Source organism: Halalkalibacter nanhaiisediminis, assembly GCF_007830185.1.
In the GTDB taxonomy this organism is placed as follows: Bacteria; Bacillota; Bacilli; order Bacillales; family Bacillaceae_D; genus Halalkalibacter; species Halalkalibacter nanhaiisediminis.
The window spans coordinates 92,073-114,948 of record NZ_VLKZ01000002.1; the positions used below are offsets into that span (position 1 = coordinate 92,073).

Sequence of the window (22,876 nt, forward strand, 5' to 3'; positions counted from 1 at the left end):
CATGATGACAAAGGAACAACTGATCCGGGAACTGCAAGAAAAAGGGATGACAGAAATGCTAGAATTGATTGAAGATGCCGAGACTGGTCACCTTCAAGAATTGGAGCTTGTAGAATCGATTGGGCTTGTTTATGGCCGAGAATTGAATGAAGCCCTTCTGAATGTCCTTAAGGAATTAGGTGTAACATTGATATATGTAACAGAGGAAGATGAGTAGTCTAATCATCTTTTAAGGAGGAAAGGTATTGCGTCCTGAGCCAACTCAGTCTCTATCACCGAAAGCACTGCCGGTGTGGAGACTCCATGCATTTTTTGAAAGTTTATTTGTGGCACTGATCCCTATTGGATATGGTGTCTTCCTTTATTTTTTTTCGATTCCTGTTTGGATTTTATGGGTGTTAATCGCATGCTACTTAGTTTATCTCATTTTAACAGTTGTCATTATTCCACCGATTCGTTGGAAGCGTTGGCGTTATGATGTATTAACAAATGAAATCGACCTTATGCATGGTGTCTTTGTTGTTAAGCGGACTCTCATTCCAATGACACGTGTACAACATGTTGATACGGAGCAAGGTCCATTGCTTAGGAAGTATAAATTAGCAGTCGTATCCATTTCGACAGCCGCCACGGTTCACCGGATTCCATCTTTAACTATCGAAGTGGCTGATGAATTAAGAGATCGTATTGCCGAACTTGCAACGGTGGCAGAAGATGAGTAATCTTAAACGTCTCCATGTAGCGGCGATTTTTGTTTCCTTTTTTAAAGCATTGAAGGATTTTCTGATCCCATTAATTATCAGTCTTTTCATCGGTGGAACGAGAGAAGCAGGCGGTTTTATTCGATTTGAATTTATTTGGATTGGTATTATTATTTTGATCTTTATAACAGGTATATTGCATTGGTTCTCGTTCCGTTATCGTATTGAAAATGAAGAGCTATACGTTCAACAAGGTATTTTTATTAAGAAAAAACGCTACATTCAACAGAAGCGTGTTCAAAGCATCGATATTTCTGCTGGACTCTTTCAACGGTTGTTTGGCCTGGTAAAGGTCAAAATTGAAACAGCTGGGGGAGGTGCGGAGCCAGAAGTCAGTCTAATTGCCATTAGTCGTGATGAGGCTGAAGATATCCGTTCAGAACTTTTACGTAAGAAAGTAGTTGAGCCATTAATCGATTCGCACGATGTAAAACAGGATTTAAGCGAGAAGGAATGGGTGGAAGAAGAGAAGGTAAAAGAAGCTGACTATACATGGAAATTAGATAAAAATCAACTATTTATTGCAGCTTTGACTTCAAGTGGTCTTGGTCTTGCTATATCAGCAGTGGCTGCGCTTTTTAGTCAGGTTGAACAATTTTTACCTGAAACGATTTATGAACAAGTATTTGGCTTCTTGTCAGGGTCAGGAGTATTGTTAGTCATTGTAATAGCTGTACTCATTGCATTGATTGGATGGCTCATGTCTTTTATTGGAACTGTCTTAAAATATGGCGGTTTTAAAATTGAGAAATATGGCGATGAATTAGTCATTTCAAGAGGTTTGGTTGAAACGAGGCAGTTGACGATTCATATTACTCGTGTGACAGCAGTAAGAATTGTTTCAAACGTTTTTCGGCAACCATTTGGCTATACAGCGGTGTATGTCGAAAGCGCTGGAGGTGGTTCAAATGATGAGCAACTTTCAACCGTATTATTGCCAATTGTGAAAAAAGCTGATTTAATCAAGCTGTTTACTGAAGTATTGCCTGATTATGCGACTGAGCACACTATAAAAGCTGTACCTAGAAGAGCGCTTATAAGATTTTTACTACGTGTAGCACTTATTCCTTTTGTTGCGTCGCTTTTCATTGGTATCTTTTTGACTCCTTTGGCTTATTACGGTTTTATCATTGCTCTGATTTGCCTCATACTCGGCTATTTTCAATATCGTGATGCAGGATCAGGCTTAAATCATACACATCTTTGGATTCGCTATAGGCAGGTAAGCCAACAGACTGTTATTTCTGCCCGCAATAAAATTCAAGCGGCTGAAGTTATGATTTCACCGATGCAAAAGAGAAATAGACTGGCAAGCTTCAAGTTTTCTGTTTTATCGAGTGTCGTCGGAAAATCATTTACAGTACTCGATCTTGAAAGACAACAAGCTGAACATATGAGGTTGTGGCTTTCAACAGAGTCGAAAAGAGAAGAGAAATAAGAAAAATCTGACCATAGTATGGCCAGATTTTTCTTGTGTTAAAAGATCAGAACGTATAAAATTCAATGAAGTCTAGCGCAAGCAGCCTAGCCGCCTTTGTTTATCTTATTACCTCGAAAACTCATTCGTATACGTAACAATTGCTCGTTTTCCTTGTTCGGTTGTAAATTCAAAACGGTCATAAATTTCATCATTAGAATGATCATGTAACGTACGATTAAAATGATGCTGAACCATTACAACTCCTTGCTTTCCTCTAAATGTTAGGAAATTAACACCTTGGAACGTATTATTCCCTTCAGCATTCAAAAGCTGGCCGAGTAAAGCGTTATGACAGTCAACAATGTTCTCATGTGTTAGCCCATGAGACTGAAGACTTTTCTCAAATGATTCTAGAGCAGCTGGTTCTAATTCATTTCGTAAAATGAAATAAGGGTCAAATTGTTTTTTATCGATTGAAAAAGCAGCGCCAATTTTAGGTGAGTAACGTTCACCATCTTTTGAAATAAACGTGCCAGCTTCTTCATAAAAACCAATGAATGATTTTCCATTATGAGTCCATTCAAATTCAAAAGGACAGCCTTCTAGTTCAAGGACTTCATTTTGTCCGTCGATGAGGATATATTGATTACGTTGTTTCTTAAATGTATACGTAACAACATGTTCTTGTTCTTGTTCATTCTCACGTATGTCAACACGCGCAGCATGATAATCATCCTGAAGAGTGAGATCTAACCCATGTATTGATACAAATGACGTTAGAGCATGTTGTTGTCGTTTCATTTTATTTTGCTCTTTGTCGAGCTCATTCCAACGTTGCATCGTAGCACGTGTGAGACTTTCTTTGTACGAACACTCGATTTCCTCATCAACAATTGATAATTTTGAACCATTGCATTCAATGATTTCATTTTCCGTATACTTTAATGACTCGAGCTCTATGATACTTCCTTCCTCTTTAAAAATAGGAAGTTCAGCAACAGCTTTAATTTCGATTTTTCCGCGCCAAGTTTTACGAGGGGGGGCGATTACTTCAATTAAAGTTCCAAAAAAACGTCCTTCCTGATTCTCGTCAATCATGACCATTTTTCCAATTAGAGATTGTGCTTGTTTGCGATCCATGAAAACCCTCACTTCTACATTCTCGGTGTCAAATCCATGCATCCGAGTTCATTATTACTATTATTATAGACAGGACTTGATTCATTTCGCAAGTATCGCAACTGGTATTAGTTTAAATTCGCTTTTTCTGAGAAGAAGTTGGTTCGTTTCTAGTTGGAAAGAAAAAGAATAGTGCTTTTTCATTCTAGGTTGAGAGTAGTAGCTCATGAAAGTTTTACTTACGTTTTGATAAGTAATCAAATATACCCATTGCACTTACACTTATGTCTACCTTAATGTGTTCATACACACGGTGACCTCGATCAACTCCTACGCGGTCAAGCTCTTCTAAAACTAGCAGGAATAATTGATCAGCTAAATCTTCATGCGTTCCCTCCTTTTGATGAATACTAGTCCCAACATCCATAAATAGTGGTAACCATTTTCTTATATGTGCATAAACGTTGGCTGGGTTGGTTGAAGTATTAAAATGGCTAAAATAAATCTTTTCTACTCCAAGTGCTTCAATTTGATTTAACGAGTTTAACATTGCTTCAGGATCAAATTGATTAGGTGAAGTAGAAGGGAGGACGAACTCATCATATCCATCAAGCGTTAGTGGTTCATAGCGAACACCGATTGTATCTCCCGTAAAAATCCCGTTTGATATCGGATCATAAATACTAAAGTGGTGAGCAGCATGGCCTGGTGTATCATAAAAGGTAAGTTTACACTCTTTTCCAATTTGTAACGTATCTAAGTTGTCCTTAATGATTATTCTTTCTTCAGGTATAGGTAAAATTGGATCAAATAATCTGTCAAATTGATCGCCGTATATCGCCTTGGCTCCTGCAATCAATCGAGAAGGATCAATTAGGTGACGAGCTCCTCGTCGATGTACAATCATTTTTGCGTTAGGACAATGTGTAAGTAGGAGACCTGCTCCACCAGCATGGTCGAGATGGATATGAGTGACAATAAGATATTTAATATCTGCTGGATCAATCTTTAATGACTCTAACCCTTTTAGCACATGGTCGACTGAAGGACTTGGACCACTTTCAATTAGCGTGTATTCCTCTTCATGCAAAACGTATGTACCAGTACGATCATCCATTCCTAGATCATACCCATCAATTAAACTAATTCTTGGAGAAATGGTTTTAATTGCAGCCATAATAGAACCCTCCCATTAATAATATATGAAAACCTTTACAAATAGTGTACGGTTGTATGAAGGTTGTGACAAGAAAAATATTTCTGGGAAGAGGGGAATGAGGAAAGGTAATCAATCAAAAAAATTGATTGATTACCTTTCATGCTTTTTATCGATTTAGGACGAGCTTTATTTCATTATAATTGTCTGTCATAGCGTAGGGCCTGGAGTTTAAGAAGATAATCCATTCGCTCTACTCTTAACTTTTCAAGCTGTTCGACATAGTCAATCAATGTCAATTCCATTTTTGACAAAGCAACATAAACATTTTCTTTTTGTTCTAATTGATGCTTCATAGAAAGTGATAAGAACGTATGAATAAGAGTAGGAATGTCTTCACGAAACATTCTTCTTACTGTATGCCGTTCTTCAAAATCTAGTAATTGAAAGTCATCTTGTAATTTATGAGCTTGGGCAATAATGCGTTGCAGACGATTCGATATGGCTGGATCGACAGTAAATTGCTTGACGGTATCAATATATCTTCTTGCTTCTTCCACAAATAATGTGACATCATTGGCGCTAGTTGTCTGTAAAAGCTGTTGCTGATTTGCGAGTAATTCCTTTGATGTTTGAGCTGAGCCGACACGTTCATTGGAATAAGCTAAATCAAGATGGTGGATCCTGTAAAACAGACTGTGTAGTAAAGGAGACTCGCGGATGGAGCGAGTTTGGGCTCGCCCATCCTTTATATAGCGAATAGAAGCTTCCTTGCATACACCCACACCGTCGATCGCTTTCATATATCTTCGATAGCAAGTGATCACCATTCGTTTGTTTATCGGAGAAGTGGAATGTTTTAGGTCCATCATGGTAACTGTGATAAATGTATGGCTTACTTTTACCTTAATGAACCATTCTTTTTGCTTTCTTTTAATCGTACGTTTTTTATTGTAAGATGGTGCATTTTTGACCATTCGAACGAGTAGTTCCTCCGTATCTTCAATTAGGTTTCTAGTCGTTCGATCACGAAGAATATGGTCATCAACAGGCTTTTTATGTGATGGTGTAAAAAAAAACTGGATTTTGTTCATCCATGATGCTTGCATGCTAACCCTCCAATCGACCAATCATTCTTCACTCTCGCTCTATTAATCGAGTAATTTTGTTTTCATTTCCTTATTTAATGTATCTAACTCAAGAATGAATTCTTTTCCACTTTGAACAATCCGCTCATTGGATTTCTCCGTAAGTTCAATTGCTTCAAAAACGTTATTATAGGCTTTTTTAAATGTTTCGATTGCAATAGCAGGCTCTTCTAATGTTTTTAACGTATCCTCTGTATTTTGCTTTAGAAGCTCAGCATTTGAGAGAAGCATTGATTCTGTTGCTTCGTTAACATTTTTTACAGCTTTGATCACTTTCTGTTGGTTAGAAAGGGCTAATTGAATAGAAGCTGAAACAGTGATCACATTTTTCGTCATAGTAATCGCATTGAAAATGGCTTCTTCTAGCTTATCGTTATTTTCAACGATTAAATCGACTGAAGCTAGTGATTGTTGTAAGACCATTACAGCTTGCGACATATTTTTAATCCGTGTAATGACTTTTAGTTGGCCTTTTTTGATTTCATTTGGATTATCTGCCCAGCGTTCTGACTTCATTTCTTGTTCAAGCATTTCATTTAATTGATTGCCATATTGAATTTGCTCATTTAAATTATTGATTCGTTCTTTGGCGACATCTTTGAGCTGATGAAGCATTAATGTGTCCTCTTGAAGTTTGTCTTTCCCACTGAGAAGCCCTTCAATAATATTTTCGACTTGTGCCTCAACCGTTTGGTATTTACGGGCATATTGTTCCATTGGATTACGTCTTAACACCTTGTTTAACCATTTCTTTGTTGTACTCTCTCTTAAGTGGCTCGGTTCTAGCTGACTGACCGTCTCTTTTAATTGAAGAAGCTGGCTAGGTAGTTGGTTGGACTGATCCTGCATCATTTCTTTTACAGGTCTTTTTAGTGCTTCTAATGATTCACCTGCTTCACGCTGCTCTTCTTCTCCTAAAGTTTCTAATGCTCGAAGTAATTTGGTAAGGTCTTCATCTTTTTTATATTGTTCAATCGCCTTCTCGTTTTTGTTTAGAACATCATTCATCCTAATTCCTCCTTCGTTACCCATTTATCTATTACCCGAATTATGTGTAAGCTATCTATATATACGGATTATCGAATACTTTTGTTTCATTTTTGTAGAATGGTGTCATTTCTATTATGATTGATTTTAGAGTGGAACACAATCATCCTGCAGAAGGAGTGAATAGCTTACCTAGTCAGTCTTAAGAAGGAAGAAAATTGTTTTAGCATAAAAATGATAGAATCACTAGGCATAAGGGGTTGTTTGTAAATGTGTTTAATTATCCTTGCGATCGATCAGCATCCTGACTATCCGTTCATCCTTTGTGGAAATAGAGATGAATTTCATCAAAGACCAACGAAACAAGCCGATTATTGGTCAGATGTAAAGCACATATTTGCAGGAAGAGATCTTGAAAAGGGAGGAACGTGGCTTGGTGTGACCACAACGGGAAAAATAGCCGCTGTAACAAATGTTCGAGACAAGATTGATATTGGTACCGATTTTCTCTCAAGGGGAGAGCTTGTCACAGATTTTTTAAAAGGAGATATCAGTCCTAAGCATTTCATAGAGGAGGTGAAAACAAAGGAACATGATTATCAAGGCTATAACGTCATTGTAGGTGAAAACAAAGACTTTCACTATTCATCTAATCGTGTGAGTGATTCTGTCAAACTTGATCAAGGATTTCATGTGATCAGCAACGCAAAGTTGAATACAAGTTGGCCGAAAGCAGAGCAATTGAAGAAAAATTTTACTGATAGTTTACGTAACGAGCTGTTTGAAGCAGAGTATATTGAAAAATGGCTCATGATTCTCCGTGATCAAACAACTTTCCCCGATGAAGAGCTTCCTCATACAGGAGTGGGGCTAGAGCTTGAAAGAATGCTTTCACCAATATTTATTAATGGAGAGCATTATGGGACGAGAGCATCAACGATTATTCTCCTCAGACGAGATGGTCAGATTCACTTTGTTGAACAAAGCTATGGACCTAATGCTGTTCTACAAGGGAGAAAGGATGAAATGATTCATTTAAAATAGCAAGTTCTACTATTTTTGATGAATATTTATGTTGAGATAAGTAGTAGTTATGCTCTTTTGTTTGTAATTGAGCCAGTGACGATTAAAAATATAGAATATCATATTGTCGAACGAGGCTTTCAGAAAGGGTGGATTATTGCCGAGCCATAAAAGGTCCGCATGCCAATTCGAAGAACAGAAAAAGTGTGGAAGGCTGATCTCATTTTATTGGCTGTTGGTTTTATAGGTCCAAAAGAACAAATCCTTAAAGAGCTCACTATAAAAACATCACCTCGATCAACCATTGAAGTAGAGTACGGGAAGAACGCATTAAATGTAGAGGATGTATTTGCGGCTAGGGATAATCATCGTCGGGAAAAGTCTTATCGTATGGGCAATTCATGAAGGAAGAGAAGCGTCGAGAGAATGTGATCGATATTTAATAGGTAGTACGAATTTACCATAGGATTACACAAGGTTGTAACGGTTTTGTAATAGTTTTTTCATAGATTTCATGAGAAACTAGAAGTAGATAGAAAATTGAAACTATGAAAGGGCGTATGAACGTGTTGCAGTGGATGAAACGTGGACTCGTCATTTCATCAGCTCTTTTATCGATTGGACTTTGCGTGCCAACAGATTTTGTAAGGGATGTGCACGCTGAACAGCCAGATAAAACGCAAGATGAAAAAACTGAGAATCCACTCATTTATAAAGTAAATCAAGAGAGTTACGAGCTTTTTCATGAAGTATTGCCTTCTAAAACGGACGATTACATTCATCGTAATGCGTCATCAGCTGATCTTATTAACCATTTTATTGTCAAACAAGCTCATGAACAAAGTATGAGAAAATTTGGTGATACGATAAGTGGAAAAATAAGCAATCCATTTGAGGAGTCCATTCTGCCTCTCTTACAAACAGTTATTAGAGAAACGACAAAAACGTTACCTGAAGAAGAATGGGCTCATCTAAAAGTTTCTACTAATCCAGCTGGTGGTCTTGGTGAGAAAATTTTGCATCTTTATAATGAAGAAAACGGAAAAGATATTTTTCGGTTTCACGTTCGCCGAGATCAGCCGCCAAAGCAAGGATATTACTTTAATTTTCATTATCATACCTATCTTGACCACTATGAAAACCATCATAATCTGGGAACCATCTATTGGGGAAAGGATATGCCGCCAAGATGGAATGGAGAGGACCGCGTATAAAGACGTGGTCTTTTCTATGTAAAAGTTGGTTAGTTCCTAGTCGGATAGAAAAATAGGACTTTTTTAACCTATGGAAGTTTGTTGAACGTAAGTCTTTTGGCGATGACAATGATCGTTTATCATGATAAGATAGACCTACTTTAAAATATGTATTCATTACTGGAGTTCTGTGCAAGAATTACCGTAATGAAAGTATATATATTACATTTGGAGTGGGAAGAATGATTAAACAATTAACTTTAGTAGGACTTGTGGCGACTATGTTTATAGGTGTTTGGGTTCTTGTTATTTTTCAATTTGATAATAGTCGATACGTTGATCCAATTTCTATAGAAAATAATCAAAGTGAAAGAGCCATTGATTTGCCAGAATCCATTACAAGTCAAGATGAAAATAGAACGGATATTTCAAACAATGAACCTGAATCGACTAAATCAACTGAACCACAATCTGAAACTAGGGTAGCAGTGGTTGAAGAAAAGGAAAGTGAAACAAAAAGAAGTCGAGTTGATGATGAACCAGTAAAAGAAGTTGATTTGCGGGATTATGATTTTAGTGATATCTCGACATCAGATGGGGTACCAATTGATGGTATTTTGACAAAACTTGAATTAGAGTAACAAGTTCACGATTTTTTCGTAAATACCTCTCTAAATGGATCTGTGAATTTGATAGGATAAAGATAGATTTGTTTTAAGGATTGACGGGAGGGATTTGCGTGGAATCGCAAACTGAACAAAAAAAGCGTCCTGCATGGTTAAAATGGACATTACGTGTTGTCCTAGGTTACGCGGCGCTACTAGCCGTTATTTTGGCTATTACAATTATTGTCATTTTAATAACATTTGCATTAATTGTGATTGATGGATTTACAGATTCTACTTCATTAGGAATGTTCTCTGAGACGTATCTTGTACCAATTTCAGAGTTCATGTGGAGCCTTTTTACATGGCTGATTCCTGGATTGTGATGGGTGTATGATGGAACAAGAAATAATCATAATTTTATCGGTGTTTTTTCTTTTTATTCTTACAGGGGTGTTTGGGGCAATAGGAATTTATAGTGTTCTTCATCACAACAAAAAGCGGGCAATTTGGAGCTTTAGCATTGGATTTCTTTTCATTTTAGTCTATTTATTAATTATGTTTTCATTTGGATTAATTTGATTGTAGACCATTAGGAGGTAAGTGCAGTGAAGAACGAGACATATGTTCGTGCATTTTATAAAACGGGTGTGTATGTGGCCGAGCTGATCGAAATGCAAGAAGAAAACCAGCGCGCATTAGTGAAAGTGCTAGCGGTTTTAAGGCATCCAACACAAGGGGATCTTCATAATCCAAAGATGACAAATGTTCCTTTTTTTCATCAGCGTAAGGCTTTGGCGCAGTTTGAGAAAACATGGGTGCCACTTTCTTCATTAAAATCTTATGACGAGCAGGTGCCTGATTACAAAACATCGCTCAAAAAAGCTTTAGAAAAGCAAATCAGTGAACTTGAGTCTCAAGACACAGATTGGTCAAGAGCTTGTTTAGAAAAATTAAAAGAATGTCAAAATGAGTACGGCCTTTAAAAGCCGTACTCATTTTCTTTTTGGTCGATCCCATTTAACCATAGTCTGACGCTCAAATCTAAGAGAAATAAATCATCAGCATCATCAAGCGAACAGCCAGTCAATGATTCAATTTTACGTAATCTATAGAGTAACGATTGTCTGTGTAAATTTAATTCACGTGCTGTCTGACTCACATTGCTGCGATTACGATGATATATAGTAAAAGTATGCAATAAATCAATTTGACGCTCGTTTGCATAGTGTAACAAGGAACTGAGGACTGACTCTGCCATTTCAATTAACTCTCTGTTCTGAACGATGCTTTCGATGACGCGATCGACTTTTGTATCAGCATAAATCGAAATAGACGCTGGACCTATTCGTTTACGCCCAATTTCAAGAGCCCTTTTGGCTTCTTGATAGCTACTATCAAAGCAGGAGTAGCCATATTGCTTAGCAATTCCCCACGTTAAAGATAATGAAGGATAAAGCAATTGCAGACGTTCTGCCAGTTTTGAAATATAGACACGAGCTTGCTCTGTTGCTTCGTAATGAGTAACTTCAAGGAAAATAATTAATTCATGCTGTTGATAGGTGACCATTGATTTTAATGCCATCGACTTAGCCATGCTTTCAGCCTCTTCTTCGATATAACGAATACATTCATGTAACCAGTGATCAAATGAAATAGAGAGATGTTCCATTGAACGAAAGCTTTTCTCAAGCTGTTCAGGTTTAGCGACAAGACTGATATAGGGAAGATTAATGTGATAGCCTAGTGATTTTGCTCTAGATAGCATGGCTTCTTTTGATGGAATAGAGTTACGTGATAGCTCCCAGACAAAATCATCACGCAAGCGCCATTCGGTTTCTTTAGCTGCTTGCTCATGAAGAAAATGGATCGCAACCGCAGTCGTCACGTGCTCAAGTAGCATCACCCACTCATTATGTTCTTGTTCACTAAACGGTTCTGCTCCAAAGCCTCCGACGATGATATACCCTTGAATATTTCCAGCAGAATGAATCTTTAATTGCAAGGCAAACCCACCCTCATAATGAAGCCAATCGAATATATGATCAAAGGATTGATAGATGCCGTCATCCTCAAGTTGTTTATGCAGAAACAATAACCATTTATCTTGCAAATCAGAATTAACATTTGGCGATTTGCCGAGAATAACGCCACGTTTATCCGCGATTAAAACATCACAATCAATCTCTTTTGATACATGGTTTGCCACAACATCAAGCGATTCTCCAGCGAGAATATATTCAAGCAAAGATTTGCGGATATTTTCAATTTTTTCAAGATACTCTCGTTTTTTATCATGTATTTCTTCAATGACAGCAGCTAAAATGTCTGAAAATCGGATCTTCCAATCGAGGGTTAAGAGAATAAATTGGTGTTGATTTGCTAGATGAAGGACTGAAGCGGGGATCGCTTTTATGTAAGGTCCAAGAGCAATTGCAAGCCCAGAAGCCCCTGATTGAATCACATCATTGACAAAGGACTCCAATTGATCTGGACTTTCGCTACATCCAACACCCGATGTTAAAACGAATTCATTTTCTTTGACAAATGATTCGACTGGTGTTTCGATGACTGATACCCATTCAACCTGTCGTTCTTCTACATATACTTCCCCAGTACAAACGTCAGCGTTTTTTAATAGATTTAATGCCAAGACATCCTTCATCAAAATTGTCAAGAAATCACCTCCTAATTTTTAAGCAAACTCTAATGAATATAAATAGATGTTTGTTTTATTGTAAAAGAAGCCTATTGATTCAGCAATACTAGTCAGAACATTTGTGAAATTTAGATGATGAAAGGTATTTATTTTTCATACAAAGTGATGAATGTTTTTATGGTTGTTTCAGAGTAGGATGAAGATAAGAACAGAAAGGGAGTGGTACCATGGTAAAAAACAAAAAAATAAACGAGGCAACAATGGCCGTCTGGTCTGGTGAGAGGGACTATCTAGCATTTGGAGCCACTCAAGTACCAGTCGTCCATAGTGTTGCTTATAGTTATGATGATATTGATGAATGGTATGAAGTCGCGATCGGAAAGCGTAAAGGTCATATTTATGGTCGGAATACGAATCCGACCGTGCAATCATTTGAAGATAAAGTAAAGGAACTAGAAGGAGCAGAGGCTGCAACAAGCTTTTCAACAGGAATGGCAGCTATATCAAATTCGCTGCTAACAATTCTAAAACCAGGAGATCGAATTGTTTCTATTAAAGATACGTACGGTGGAACAAATAAAATTTTCTCAGAGTTTTTACCACGTCTTAACATTGAAGTCACACTCGTTGAAACAGGTAACCATGAAGAAATGGAGTCTGAGATCGAAAAAGGATGTACGATTGTTTATTTAGAAACACCAACGAATCCAACAGTGAAAATTACCGATATTACACGAATCAGCAAAGCGGCTAAAGCAGTCGGTGCCTTAGTCTTCGTTGATAATACATTTGCCACACCAATTAATCAAAATCCGCTTCAATTAGGCGCAGACTTAGTGATTCACAGTGCAACGAAATTCCTCGGTGGCCATGCTGACGCGTTAGGTGGAGTCGTTTGTGGAGATTCAACGCTTGTGCATAGCATTTATCATTACCGTGAAATTAACGGAGCGACGTTAGATCCAATGGCTGCTTATCTACTACTAAGAGGTATGAAAACTTTGAAGCTACGAATCGAAAAGCAGCAGGAAAATGCATTAGCTGTTGCTAGGTATTTAGCAAAGCATGACAAGGTCGCAGAGGTTTTCTATCCAGGTCTCGAATCTCATAAAAATCACGAGATTGCAAAAGAACAAATGCGTGGTTTTGGGGGAATGCTTAGTTTCGCTTTAAAAGGGGAGCTTGAAGCTGTTAGACAATTCCTACCTCGCTTACAATTTGCGAATCGAGCAGCCAATCTAGGGTCTGTTGAAACGACGGTAGGGCCAGCAAGAACAACAAGTCATGTTGAAAATACGCCTGAAGAACGTGCTGCACTCGGGATCCCAGAAGGACTTGTCCGTTATTCAGCTGGAATTGAAGACATTGATGATTTACTAGCTGATTTAACTCAAGCACTTGATGCGATCGATAATTAAGTGATGACTATGAATACTTGGTATGAGCGACTCACAAAATGGAGAAGGCATCTTCATCGTTATCCAGAGCTGAGCTTTCAAGAGGTGCAGACGACAGCTTATATCATCGAGCAGTTAGCTGGATTACCTGGAGTAAAGGTAGAATACGGGGTTGATGTTCTCGGAATCAATACGGGTGTACTTGCGACAATCGGAACAGGTCAAAAGCCTGTAGTCGGGCTACGAGCTGATATTGATGCGCTACCGATAACAGAAGAGACCAATGCAGACTATCAATCTCTTCATTCAGGTGTGATGCATGCATGTGGCCATGACGGACACACGGCAATGCTTATTGGAGTCATACACCGGTTATCAGAGATGTATGAAGCAGGTCAAATTCGTGGCACGGTCAAATGTTTATTTCAACCAGCGGAAGAGACGGAAGATTCATACGGCAAAACGGGTGCCCAATATGTTCTTCAGTCAAATGCTCTTGATGATGTTGAATCGCTTATTGCGCTCCATCTTGATCCTGAAATCCCTCTTGGGGAAGTAAAGCTTAAGGCAGGAACAGTGATGGCGAATGTTGATACCTTCTCTATAACCATTAGCGGAACGGGAGGCCACGGGGCATATCCAGAGCAAACAGTCGATCCTATTTGGCTTTCGTCTATCGTTCTACCTGCTCTTTATAGTTTACCAGCTCGTAAAATCTCACCACTTGAGCCAGCGGTACTAAGTGTATGTGAAATCAAAGGGGGAGCATCCACAAATGTGATCCCTTCCACAGTTACCATTAGAGGGACGATGAGAACTTATTCTCAAGAGGCGAGAAAAAGTCTTGCTAATGAATTAGCACTAGTTTTAAGCACAGTAAAAGGATTGGGCGGATCTTATGAATTAAAGCTACATCACGGCGAGCCTGCTCTTTACAATGATCATACAATCGTATCCATTTTTGAAGAAGCTATTCGTGCTGTTGAACCAAATGTCATCATTCATAATGATTCATACGGTATGGGTGGCGAGGACTTTAGTCATCTAACGAAAAAGATTCCTGGTGCGATGATGTTTCTTGGTGCGAAAGATCTGACAAAACCGAACACGAGTTTACATCAACCACGTTTTACTATTGATGAAAAAGCACTTGTCCTTGGGATGGAAGCACTTATTTGTGCAACAGAAAAGATGCTTTTAAAAGGAGGGAATGTGAATGACACATAAGCTTGCCTTAATCGGTTTTGGAGGAGTTGGCCAAGGGTTTGTGAACATTCTTCGTGAAAAATTCGTTGAATTACACGTTAAGCATCAGCTGTCTTTTCAAGTCGTATCGATCTCTGACTTGTACAAAGGTTCTTTGCATCATCCTGATGGTCTTGATCTTGATTTAGTGATGGCCTCCATTCGTGAAACAGGAACGCTTGAACACTACCCTGATCAACCAGACTTAGTTCGAGGATTGTCGAGCTTAGAAACAATTGAGCAAACGAATGCACATTCGATTGTTGAAATGACATTTACTGATGTCTTGACAGGTCAACCGGCGATAGATCACTGCATAAGAGCATTTGCCAATAAGCGAAATGTCGTCATGACAAACAAAGGTCCTGTGGCACTTGCTTATGAAACATTATCAAAACAAGCGCGTGAGAATGGGGTGCGCTGGCTCTTTGAAGGAGCCGTCATGAGTGGTACACCAGCCTTACGCCTACCACAGACAACGCTTGTTGGAAATGAAATAACGGAGATAAAAGGGATTCTGAACGGTACGACTAATTATATGCTCATGAGAATGGAAGATGGATTGGATTATGAAACAGCGTTAGAAGAGGCTCAGAAATTAGGATATGCTGAAGCGGATCCAACTGCTGATGTAGAAGGATTCGACGTCATGTATAAAGTTTTAATCTTAGCAAATGTTGTACTCGGTTTTCCTTTGAAACCAGCTGATGTTCACCGTGAAGGCATATCGTCATTAACACCAACACAAATTGAAGAAGCAAAAGCCGAGCAGAAGCGGTGGAAACTGATCGGCTCGATTCAAAAAACAGGTGAAGGTGTGAAAGCTTCCGTTAGACCTGAAAAGCTTGCTTTAGATGATCCGCTTGCAGGTGTATCAGGTGCGATGAATGCGATAACGTACTCTTGTGATTTATCTGGCCCGATTACACTCGTTGGTGCAGGTGCAGGGATAAAGGAAACAGGTTTTGCAGTGTTAATTGATTTAATCCAGATCGAACGCGATTACCTTTAAGTAAATGGAGGGATGATCATGGCAAAGCAAATTATTCAAGAACGGATGCTTATTGGAGGACGTTGGATGGAAGGCAAGGATTCGATTTCTGTCTATGATCCAGGCACTGCTGAGTTAATTGCAACAGTACCAGCAGCAACAACTCAAGATGTCAAGTTAGCGATCTCCCAAGCGAAACACGGAGCAAAGCTAAGCAAGAATTTACCTGTTCATGAACGAATGAGAATTCTTCATGAGGCAGCTGCTTATATTGAGGAACAGAGTGATCTCTTTACTCGAACGATTGTCCTTGAAAGCAGTAAAACAATACGTGAAGCAAGAAAAGAAGTGAAAAGGTGTATTGAGACGTTACGTTTAAGTGCCGAGGAAGCGAGGAGAATTCAGGGAGAGACGCTTCCGTTTTCGCAAATGCCAGGGCATGAGAGTCGCGTAGGTTATGTCTATCGCTTTCCAATTGGAATTGTCGCAGCTATTACGCCATTTAATGATCCGTTAAATCTTGTTGCTCACAAAGTCGGACCAGCGATTGCTTGTGGAAATGCGGTTATTGTCAAGCCTGCTTCTCAAACGCCATTAAGCACACTTCGCTTAGCCGAAGCGTTCGAACATGCTGGTCTGCCAGCAGGAATTTTATCTGTTATCACAGGTCGTGGAGCTGACATTTGTGATCCATTAGTTGAACATGAAGATGTACGCTTTGTCTCTTTTACTGGTGGGTATGAAACTGGAAAGTCAATATCTCATAAGGCAGGTGCTAAGAAAATCGCGATGGAATTAGGTTCTAATTCTCCAACGATCGTACTGAAAGACGCCGATATCGAAGAAGCTATTTTATCCACTGTTTCTGGAGCTTTCGGAGTTGCAGGCCAAAATTGCATCGGAGTGCAGCGCATTTACGTTGAAAGCTCTGTTTATGAACATTTTTTAAATCGATTTATTTTTGAAACTAAGAAGCTAAAGGTCGGTCCTAAAACAGATGAGAGTACTGATGTCGGTCCAATGATATCAGAAAAAGAAGCAAAAAGAGTAGAGCAATGGATTGAGGAAGCGCGTGAGCTAGGAGCAACCATCTGCTATGGTGGCAGACGAACAAGAGCCTTTTTAGAGCCGACTGTCCTCACTGAGGTTCCACAAACAGCGACTATTGCCACACAAGAAGTATTTGGTCCAGTTGTCACCATTGAAACCGTTGATTCATTAGATGAAGCAATAGAACTCTCTAATAACACGGTATATGGCTTACATGCAGGTATTTTTACGGCTAATGTAGATCAAGCTTTTCATGCCGTTCATCATTTAGATTTTGGAGGTGTGATGGTAAATGATAGCAGTGATGTGCGAATTGACGGGATGCCATTTGGCGGTGTGAAGCGTTCTGGTGTAGGACGTGAGGGAGTCAAATACGCAATTGACTCGATGACAGAGCAGAAAGTTGTCGCATTTCGCTTAAAGCAATCTCTATTTTAAAAGATGAAAAGGATGAAAAGCAAAAGAAAGAGGGTGAAGCGATTGTTCGCATTACAAGAATACAAGCAAAGGTTAGAAGAGACAAAAAAGCGAATGGTCGATGTAGGTGTAGATGTGCTCCTTATCTCAAACCCATCAAACATGTATTATTTAACGAATTATTCCGCTTGGAGCTTTTATGTTCATCAAATGATGGTTGTCACGTTAGATGATGATCAACCACTTTGGATCGGCAGACAAATGGACGCGAGCGGCGTGGCGAAGACGACTTGGCTAGATGAGCATCATATTATTGCCTATCCTGATTATTTCGTACAGTCAACCGAGCGACATCCGATTGATTTTGTAGCAAATATTTTATCGGAAATTGGTCAAAGTAAAAGAGTAATAGGAATTGAAATGGATGTTCATTATTTTACTGGCTTGTGCTATGAACGGTTAAAACACGGATTACCTGATGCCAGGTTTAAGGACACTTCAAGCATTGTGAATGGTGTTCGTTTAATCAAATCAGACCAAGAAATCGAATATATGAAAAAAGCGGCTAAGATCGTGGAAAGAGCTATGAAAGCAGCTTATGATCGAGTTCATATTGGCGTAAGAGAATGTGATGTTGCTGCAGCTATTGCTCATGCTCAAATTCAAGGAACCCCAGATTTTGGTGGGGATTACACATCAATTGTGCCGATGCTACCAACAAATGAAAACACGTCATCTCCTCATTTAACTTGGACGGATCGACAGTATTGTGAAGGAGATTTTCTAACGATTGAAATTGCTGGTGCTTATAAACGTTATCATGCGCCGATGGCAAGAACAATGTCAGTAGGGCATGCACCTCATGAGGTTAAAGAACTTTCAAAAGTAGTTCAAGAAGGGATAGAAGCGACTCTTGAAATTATTGCTCCAGGCATAATGGCAGAGGAAGTGGAACGTAAATGGAATCAAACAATTGGCAGGTATGGTCATCATAAAAGCTCTAGACTTGGTTACTCTGTCGGTTTAAGTTTCCCCCCAGATTGGGGTGAGCATACCGTTAGTTTCCGACCTGGAGATAAAACGATTCTGAAGCCGAATATGACCTTTCATCTTATGCCAGGCATTTGGTATCAGGATTATGGGGTTGAAATTACAGAAACGATACGTCTTACAGACACTGGAGTTGAAACGTTAACGAATTTTCCGCGTGAGCTATATGAAAAGCCAATGCTTTCTATCATCCCTGAAGAATATACGTCTTAAAAGCCGCAAGCCCGCGGCTTTTTTCTTTTTTAATATAATAATAAGGAGATAAAAGACGTGACGTATTAGCAAGGTAGGTGTAAAATGACAAATAATGAGAGCGAGAAAGGAGTGTGCCAATGAAAGAAAAATCGCTTCTTTTTACATATAGCGTTGTCTTTTTTGTCATGATTATTTGGGGGTTAAACGTTGTAATGTTGAAATTACTTGTTGAACAATTTCCTCCAGCAACGATGACAGCCTTTCGCATTATGACGGCAGGTGTTGTTACAATTGGAATTGTGTTGTTAAGTAAGAAAATGAAAAAAATGACAAAAAAGCAGTGGTATTATACAGCGATGGGTACCCTGTTTGGTGTGGTTGGTCATCATACATTTTTAGCGCAAGGGTTAACATTAACAAATGCTTCAAATGCGGTTTTAATTTTAGCGCTTCTACCATTAACAACCTTTCTTTTTGCGGTTATCTTTTTAGGAGATCGCCTAACAAAATGGCGCTTATTCGGTGTTGGTCTTGCTTTTATAGGTGTTATGTTCATCCAAGGTGGTGGTGGAAACTGGTCGGTTCAGCTTGGTGAACTTTATGTTTTTATTGCGATGGTCGTGCAAGCGATTAGTTTTATCTATATTAAGAAAGTAACTCAAACACTTGATTCCAAACAAGTCACTGCGTTGATGTTGGTGATTGGTTCTGCTGGTCTTCTTGTTATTAGTTTTATTATGGAACCAGCGAGTGTTGGCCAGATGGTTGGAGCTCCATTCTTTATGTATGTTGTCTTTTTTGTTTCTGCTATTATCGCAACAGCCCTTGGACACTTTTTATTTAATGCAGCGATTCAGCGAATTGGTGCAGGACAGACAGCAATATTTAATAATTTTGTTCCTTTTTTTGGTTTAGTAAGCTCTGCCCTTTTTTTAGGAGAGCAAATTTATTGGTATCAATCACTTGGATTTGTCATCATTGTGCTTGGTGTCTTATTTGGAACAGGATATGCTGAACGAACATGGTTTAAAACAAATATCATTCATCAAAAAAGCATGTAGCCTCGGCCACATGCTTTTAAACGTTAGCTGACGAAAAAGTTCATCGTTGGATTAATGATTGTTTGAAGCTCTTGATGCTGCTCAGCTGTTAATGGAACGAGTGGCAAGCGAACAGAGCCTGCTTTGACGCCTTTCATTTCAAGTGCAGCTTTCACTGGCGTTGGGTTAGGAGCTGTGAATAAAGACTTCATCACAGGTACGAGCTGACGATGCTGCATTGCAGCTGCTTGTACTTGCCCTGCTTGAAAATTGCGAACCATTTGCTGCATCTCATTACCGACGATATGAGCGGCAACAGAGACAACACCAATACCACCAATTGCAAGAATAGGGAGCGCTAAACTGTCATCTCCGCTATAAAGAGAAAACCCTTCAGGAGCATGTTCGATAATCGCTGCCATTGCATCAAGGTCAGCACTTGCTTCTTTTGTTGCAACGATATTAGGGATTTGTGCAAGACGCAGAGTCGTCTCTACAGTCATGTTCACACCTGTGCGTCCTGGGATGTTATAAAGCATCACGGGAAGGCTCGTTGCCTCAGCAATCGTACTAAAATGAGCATAAAGGCCTTCTTGGGACGGCTTATTATAATAAGGAGTTACAAGCATAATGGCATCTACGCCAAGTTGCTCAGCTTGTTTCGTCAATTCAACTGATGCATATGTGTTGTTTGATCCAGTTCCAGCAATAACAGGTACTTGACCAGCTGCCGCTTCAACCACTGTTTGAAAAAGCAGCAACTTCTCATCTGTGGAAAGAGTTGGTGATTCTCCTGTTGTTCCTGCTACTACTAATGCATCAGATCCGTTTGAAATTAAATACTTTACAAGTTCTTTCGTTGCTTCTACATCCACTTGTCCATGCTGATTAAATGGTGTCACCATCGCTGTTACAATACGTCCAAAATTCATCCTATTCACCCTCAATTCTCTATATTTTCTCTGTGCGTTTGGGCTACTTTTGGGAGGCACAAAAAAACAACAATGAGGCCTCTACTCATTGTTGTATGGATAGCAAATGCTAAACCAAATCAATGTGAGATAGCCCTCCATATAGCAACGCAGCTATATGACAGTACTGTACTTATTTAGCACAGTCCCAGCTAATGGGAAATGAGGATCCATTAGCTTCGGCAAATACCCCTTTTAGCTTGGTTCAATAGAGCTCATTCTCCTCCCGCAAGCTTACTGATGACATTTGCACCTCTACCCTCACTTCAATGTATGAAGTAAGTTATTACGTGAATTTGTGTCTACCTTAACAGATGTTGGCTTTAATTGCAATGGTTTGGCTAAAATTTAGGCGATTTCATTCAATTTTTCTATTCTTCTGAATTCATTTGAAAGCAATTAAGCAGTTTATCGAGCTCCTGACTACATTTCACAGTAATCTCAGCTGTGAAACCATATTTTTCTGCAAAGTCTAACATTTGTTTTCGTTTAAGTTCGATTCTGTCACAATACATATTCTTCCACTCCATTATAATAATTTTAATCATAAAGACAACTTATATTGGGTAGATGAGAGTATTCTACAGAGCTGAAAAAATAAGCAATGTCTTTATACAATGTTAATATTATACCCATGTAAAAAAAGTTGAAAAGTGTTTCTACTAAAGTAGCCATAATTAGAATAAATCTGTAATAATTCGACAATTTTCACACGTAGAAAATGATGAATAAATGAAAGCAAAATGCCTTATTATTGTTAGATTGAAATAAAAGAACATGTCGCAAACTAAACGTAGGAGGTGATTCGAATTAAACAGCTACGTTTTTTATTGATCATGATGATCCTAATGAGTGGTTGTCAGGTCGATCAGAAGCAGACAATGGGTGCAAATAGTAATCGAAGTCAAGGTTTTAGTGGTTATGGAGTAGACAATGTACGGCAAATGGAAGGTCCTCTTTCTGATATGATGATTCCAGACCAAGCACCAAGTGGATTAACGGATGCAGCTAGATATTTAGACAAAACAGGTACGTCAATAAATGCCAAGCGTAATGTTAGTGAAAAGCATCACGGAAAGCGATATGTAGGGACAAAAATTTTAAATAATCGACTTGGTGTCATACGAGATAAGTATGTTCTCGGGGATAAACCGTATTTGGAAAAAAGACAAGATACGCACACGTTTGAACGGCAAGCAACACTGCCTTTAACAAAACAAATTGAGAGACGAGTGGAATCATTGGAACATGTTGCTGATGCGCATGTTATGACAGATGGAGACTTGATTGTAATAGGTGTCGAATCAAATGAATCAGATCGTAAAAAGCTCATTCAATCTATTCAAAAAGAAATAGAGGATATCGTTAATCCGACTAGCGTGTCCATTACAACAAATCGCAGAATTCTTAATCGAATGAAAGCAATCGAGCATCATGTGCATGTACCGTCGCCTTTTAAATCACAGGGTGGTACGATTGGTGAATTTGTTGATTTAGTGGATGATACAGTTTCTGGCCGTAAATAAAGAAAAAGGGGATGACTCATCGATTAAACGATAAGTCATCTTTTTTAAAAACATTAAATAAACGTTTTTTCTAATACATACCATACTCTTCCATAAGTGTAAGGTATTCGCGCTCCATTAATTTATGTGACATAATGGCATTTTCGTAATGCACTCTTGCGTTATCGATCTGTAAGGGATGTGTCGGGGATCTCATATCTCGAAAAATACGTTCTAGCGCATCAATTTCCATAAGAGTACTTAAGTGAACATTGTGGAAGCCTTCAAATGCTCGAGGTCTTTCAAGATTTATAAAGGCATCCCTTTCGTTTCTAATTGTAGTAAGAATGGATAGCACATCATTAAGATCAGAGGTTGAAAGCTCAGCTCGGTCAAAATAAGGGCTTAATTGCATCAATAAGGTTGCTGATTGATTTAAATAATAGCCAGCCTCATCTGCATAGTTTTCCAACTGCTCGCTTTTTTGGACACGTCGTTTATTTTGATCTGTATCATTTGTAAGTATTTTCATACCAGTGGATGTAGCAGATTGCTGTGCTTCTACATCTTCTACAATGTCAGCTTCAGAATCAGCTCCACAAGCTGTTATAATCACTAAAAGGACCGCTAACCATATTGACAATCTTATGTTCGCCATGTTTCTCAACCTCCGTTTAAGCATCTTCATGTTAGTATGAGAGATTAAGGAAAAAATATACATTAACCCCATGCTTTCTCCGTATAGATAGTAGAAAGGAGATAGGGGGACGTTCTATGATAGTGGTCATAATGGTTAGCGTCTTTTTCTTACTTTTTCTCAGTGTAATGATGCTCGGTAATCATCTTTCTCATCAATTCGAAAAAACACTGAACAAGCAAGCCGATCAAGAATTGGCAGATCGTAGTCTACATTTAAATGAAAAACAAGACGAGATGAAATAGAA

At 38.8% G+C, this 22,876-nt stretch carries 25 protein-coding genes and 1 riboswitch; of the genes, 17 read left to right on the plus strand and 8 right to left on the minus strand.

Annotation, left to right across the window (positions count from 1 at the left end; genetic code table 11):
- Positions 1-4 precede the first annotated feature (4 nt).
- Genes IQ10_RS03105 through IQ10_RS03115 form a run of 3 tightly spaced genes read left to right on the plus strand, consistent with a single transcriptional unit; the run spans position 5 to position 2,199 of the window.
- Positions 5-217, plus strand: coding sequence for a hypothetical protein (locus tag IQ10_RS03105; RefSeq protein ID WP_144449032.1), 213 nt, complete (start codon positions 5-7; stop codon positions 215-217).
- Between the two features lie 28 nt (positions 218-245).
- Positions 246-722, plus strand: a complete 477-nt coding sequence (locus IQ10_RS03110; RefSeq protein ID WP_144449033.1) for a PH domain-containing protein — start codon at positions 246-248, stop codon at positions 720-722.
- On the plus strand, positions 715-2,199 hold the full coding sequence (locus tag IQ10_RS03115) for a PH domain-containing protein (protein ID WP_144449034.1): 1,485 nt from the start codon (positions 715-717) through the stop codon (positions 2,197-2,199). Before IQ10_RS03110 ends, IQ10_RS03115 begins: the two co-directional genes overlap by 8 nt.
- 108 nt (positions 2,200-2,307) lie before the next feature.
- Here the strand turns inward: IQ10_RS03115 and IQ10_RS03120 are convergent, their stop codons facing one another.
- From IQ10_RS03120 to IQ10_RS03135, 4 genes are all read right to left on the minus strand, one after another.
- A complete protein-coding gene (locus IQ10_RS03120; RefSeq protein WP_158639973.1) occupies positions 2,308-3,321 on the minus strand; it encodes a DUF2777 family protein in 1,014 nt (337 codons plus the stop codon).
- A gap of 214 nt (positions 3,322-3,535) precedes the next feature.
- Positions 3,536-4,477: an MBL fold metallo-hydrolase gene (locus IQ10_RS03125; RefSeq protein WP_144449036.1), complete on the minus strand. Its 942-nt coding sequence runs from the start codon at positions 4,475-4,477 to the stop codon at positions 3,536-3,538.
- A 176-nt stretch (positions 4,478-4,653) separates the two neighbouring features.
- Entirely contained in the window at positions 4,654-5,565 is a 912-nt protein-coding gene (locus IQ10_RS03130; RefSeq protein ID WP_242009702.1) for a hypothetical protein, read from the minus strand.
- 42 nt (positions 5,566-5,607) lie between these two features.
- Positions 5,608-6,612 carry a toxic anion resistance protein gene (locus tag IQ10_RS03135; protein WP_242009704.1) on the minus strand — a complete coding sequence of 335 codons (1,005 nt, stop codon included), beginning with the start codon at positions 6,610-6,612 and terminating at the stop codon, positions 5,608-5,610.
- Positions 6,613-6,861: 249 nt separating this feature from the next.
- On the opposite strand from IQ10_RS03135, the gene IQ10_RS03140 reads away from it, so the two are divergent.
- The 6 genes from IQ10_RS03140 (at position 6,862) to kapB (ending at position 10,398) form a co-directional block, all read left to right on the plus strand.
- Positions 6,862-7,635, plus strand: coding sequence for an NRDE family protein (locus IQ10_RS03140; protein ID WP_144449038.1), 774 nt, complete (start codon positions 6,862-6,864; stop codon positions 7,633-7,635).
- Positions 7,636-7,794: 159 nt separating this feature from the next.
- Positions 7,795-8,019, plus strand: a complete 225-nt coding sequence (locus tag IQ10_RS03145) for a hypothetical protein (protein WP_144449039.1) — start codon at positions 7,795-7,797, stop codon at positions 8,017-8,019.
- Between the two features lie 155 nt (positions 8,020-8,174).
- Positions 8,175-8,828 carry a YpjP family protein gene (locus IQ10_RS03150; RefSeq protein ID WP_242009749.1) on the plus strand — a complete coding sequence of 218 codons (654 nt, stop codon included), beginning with the start codon at positions 8,175-8,177 and terminating at the stop codon, positions 8,826-8,828.
- 221 nt (positions 8,829-9,049) lie between these two features.
- Complete coding sequence (locus IQ10_RS03155) at positions 9,050-9,448, plus strand: hypothetical protein (RefSeq protein ID WP_144449041.1); 399 nt, start codon at positions 9,050-9,052, stop codon at positions 9,446-9,448.
- 98 nt (positions 9,449-9,546) lie between these two features.
- Positions 9,547-9,798, plus strand: coding sequence for a hypothetical protein (locus IQ10_RS03160; RefSeq protein WP_144449042.1), 252 nt, complete (start codon positions 9,547-9,549; stop codon positions 9,796-9,798).
- A gap of 222 nt (positions 9,799-10,020) precedes the next feature.
- Positions 10,021-10,398, plus strand: a complete 378-nt coding sequence (kapB, locus tag IQ10_RS03170) for a kinase-associated lipoprotein KapB (RefSeq protein WP_242009706.1) — start codon at positions 10,021-10,023, stop codon at positions 10,396-10,398.
- Here the strand turns inward: kapB and IQ10_RS03175 are convergent.
- Complete coding sequence (locus IQ10_RS03175) at positions 10,395-12,089, minus strand: PucR family transcriptional regulator (RefSeq protein WP_144449044.1); 1,695 nt, start codon at positions 12,087-12,089, stop codon at positions 10,395-10,397. The genes kapB and IQ10_RS03175 overlap by 4 nt on opposite strands.
- 209 nt (positions 12,090-12,298) lie before the next feature.
- On the opposite strand from IQ10_RS03175, the gene IQ10_RS03180 reads away from it, so the two are divergent.
- The 6 genes from IQ10_RS03180 (at position 12,299) to IQ10_RS03205 (ending at position 19,477) form a co-directional block, all read left to right on the plus strand.
- Positions 12,299-13,489 carry a cystathionine gamma-synthase family protein gene (locus tag IQ10_RS03180; RefSeq protein ID WP_144449045.1) on the plus strand — a complete coding sequence of 397 codons (1,191 nt, stop codon included), beginning with the start codon at positions 12,299-12,301 and terminating at the stop codon, positions 13,487-13,489.
- Positions 13,490-13,498: 9 nt separating this feature from the next.
- Positions 13,499-14,695, plus strand: coding sequence for a M20 metallopeptidase family protein (locus IQ10_RS03185; protein ID WP_158639974.1), 1,197 nt, complete (start codon positions 13,499-13,501; stop codon positions 14,693-14,695).
- The gene (locus IQ10_RS03190; RefSeq protein WP_144449047.1) at positions 14,685-15,725 is read left to right on the plus strand and encodes a homoserine dehydrogenase; all 1,041 of its coding nucleotides are present in this window, start codon (positions 14,685-14,687) and stop codon (positions 15,723-15,725) included. The genes IQ10_RS03185 and IQ10_RS03190 overlap by 11 nt, the downstream gene beginning before the upstream one ends.
- An 18-nt stretch (positions 15,726-15,743) precedes the next feature.
- Positions 15,744-17,192 carry an aldehyde dehydrogenase family protein gene (locus IQ10_RS03195; RefSeq protein WP_144449048.1) on the plus strand — a complete coding sequence of 483 codons (1,449 nt, stop codon included), beginning with the start codon at positions 15,744-15,746 and terminating at the stop codon, positions 17,190-17,192.
- A gap of 42 nt (positions 17,193-17,234) precedes the next feature.
- Positions 17,235-18,434 (plus strand): M24 family metallopeptidase, encoded by a 1,200-nt coding sequence (locus IQ10_RS03200; protein WP_242009708.1) that lies wholly within the window; start codon positions 17,235-17,237, stop codon positions 18,432-18,434.
- Between the two features lie 119 nt (positions 18,435-18,553).
- Positions 18,554-19,477, plus strand: a complete 924-nt coding sequence (locus IQ10_RS03205; RefSeq protein WP_144449050.1) for a DMT family transporter — start codon at positions 18,554-18,556, stop codon at positions 19,475-19,477.
- Between the two features lie 23 nt (positions 19,478-19,500).
- On the opposite strand, the gene dapA is transcribed toward IQ10_RS03205, so the two are convergent.
- Both dapA and IQ10_RS03215 read right to left on the minus strand, forming a co-directional pair.
- Positions 19,501-20,388, minus strand: a complete 888-nt coding sequence (dapA, locus tag IQ10_RS03210) for a 4-hydroxy-tetrahydrodipicolinate synthase (RefSeq protein WP_144449051.1) — start codon at positions 20,386-20,388, stop codon at positions 19,501-19,503.
- Between the two features lie 122 nt (positions 20,389-20,510).
- Positions 20,511-20,693: riboswitch (Lysine riboswitch) on the minus strand.
- Positions 20,694-20,798: 105 nt separating this feature from the next.
- A complete protein-coding gene (locus IQ10_RS03215; protein ID WP_367613649.1) occupies positions 20,799-20,975 on the minus strand; it encodes an aspartyl-phosphate phosphatase Spo0E family protein in 177 nt (58 codons plus the stop codon).
- 300 nt (positions 20,976-21,275) lie between these two features.
- Here IQ10_RS03215 and IQ10_RS03220 point away from each other — a divergent pair, with 300 nt between their 5' ends.
- A complete protein-coding gene (locus tag IQ10_RS03220) occupies positions 21,276-21,953 on the plus strand; it encodes a YhcN/YlaJ family sporulation lipoprotein (RefSeq protein ID WP_158639975.1) in 678 nt (225 codons plus the stop codon).
- 70 nt (positions 21,954-22,023) lie between these two features.
- Here IQ10_RS03220 and IQ10_RS03225 read toward each other — a convergent pair whose 3' ends face one another.
- Positions 22,024-22,590, minus strand: coding sequence for a hypothetical protein (locus tag IQ10_RS03225; RefSeq protein ID WP_144449054.1), 567 nt, complete (start codon positions 22,588-22,590; stop codon positions 22,024-22,026).
- A gap of 116 nt (positions 22,591-22,706) precedes the next feature.
- Here IQ10_RS03225 and IQ10_RS17950 point away from each other — a divergent pair, with 116 nt between their 5' ends.
- Positions 22,707-22,874, plus strand: coding sequence for a hypothetical protein (locus IQ10_RS17950; RefSeq protein WP_158639976.1), 168 nt, complete (start codon positions 22,707-22,709; stop codon positions 22,872-22,874).
- The last annotated feature ends 2 nt before the right edge of the window (positions 22,875-22,876 follow it).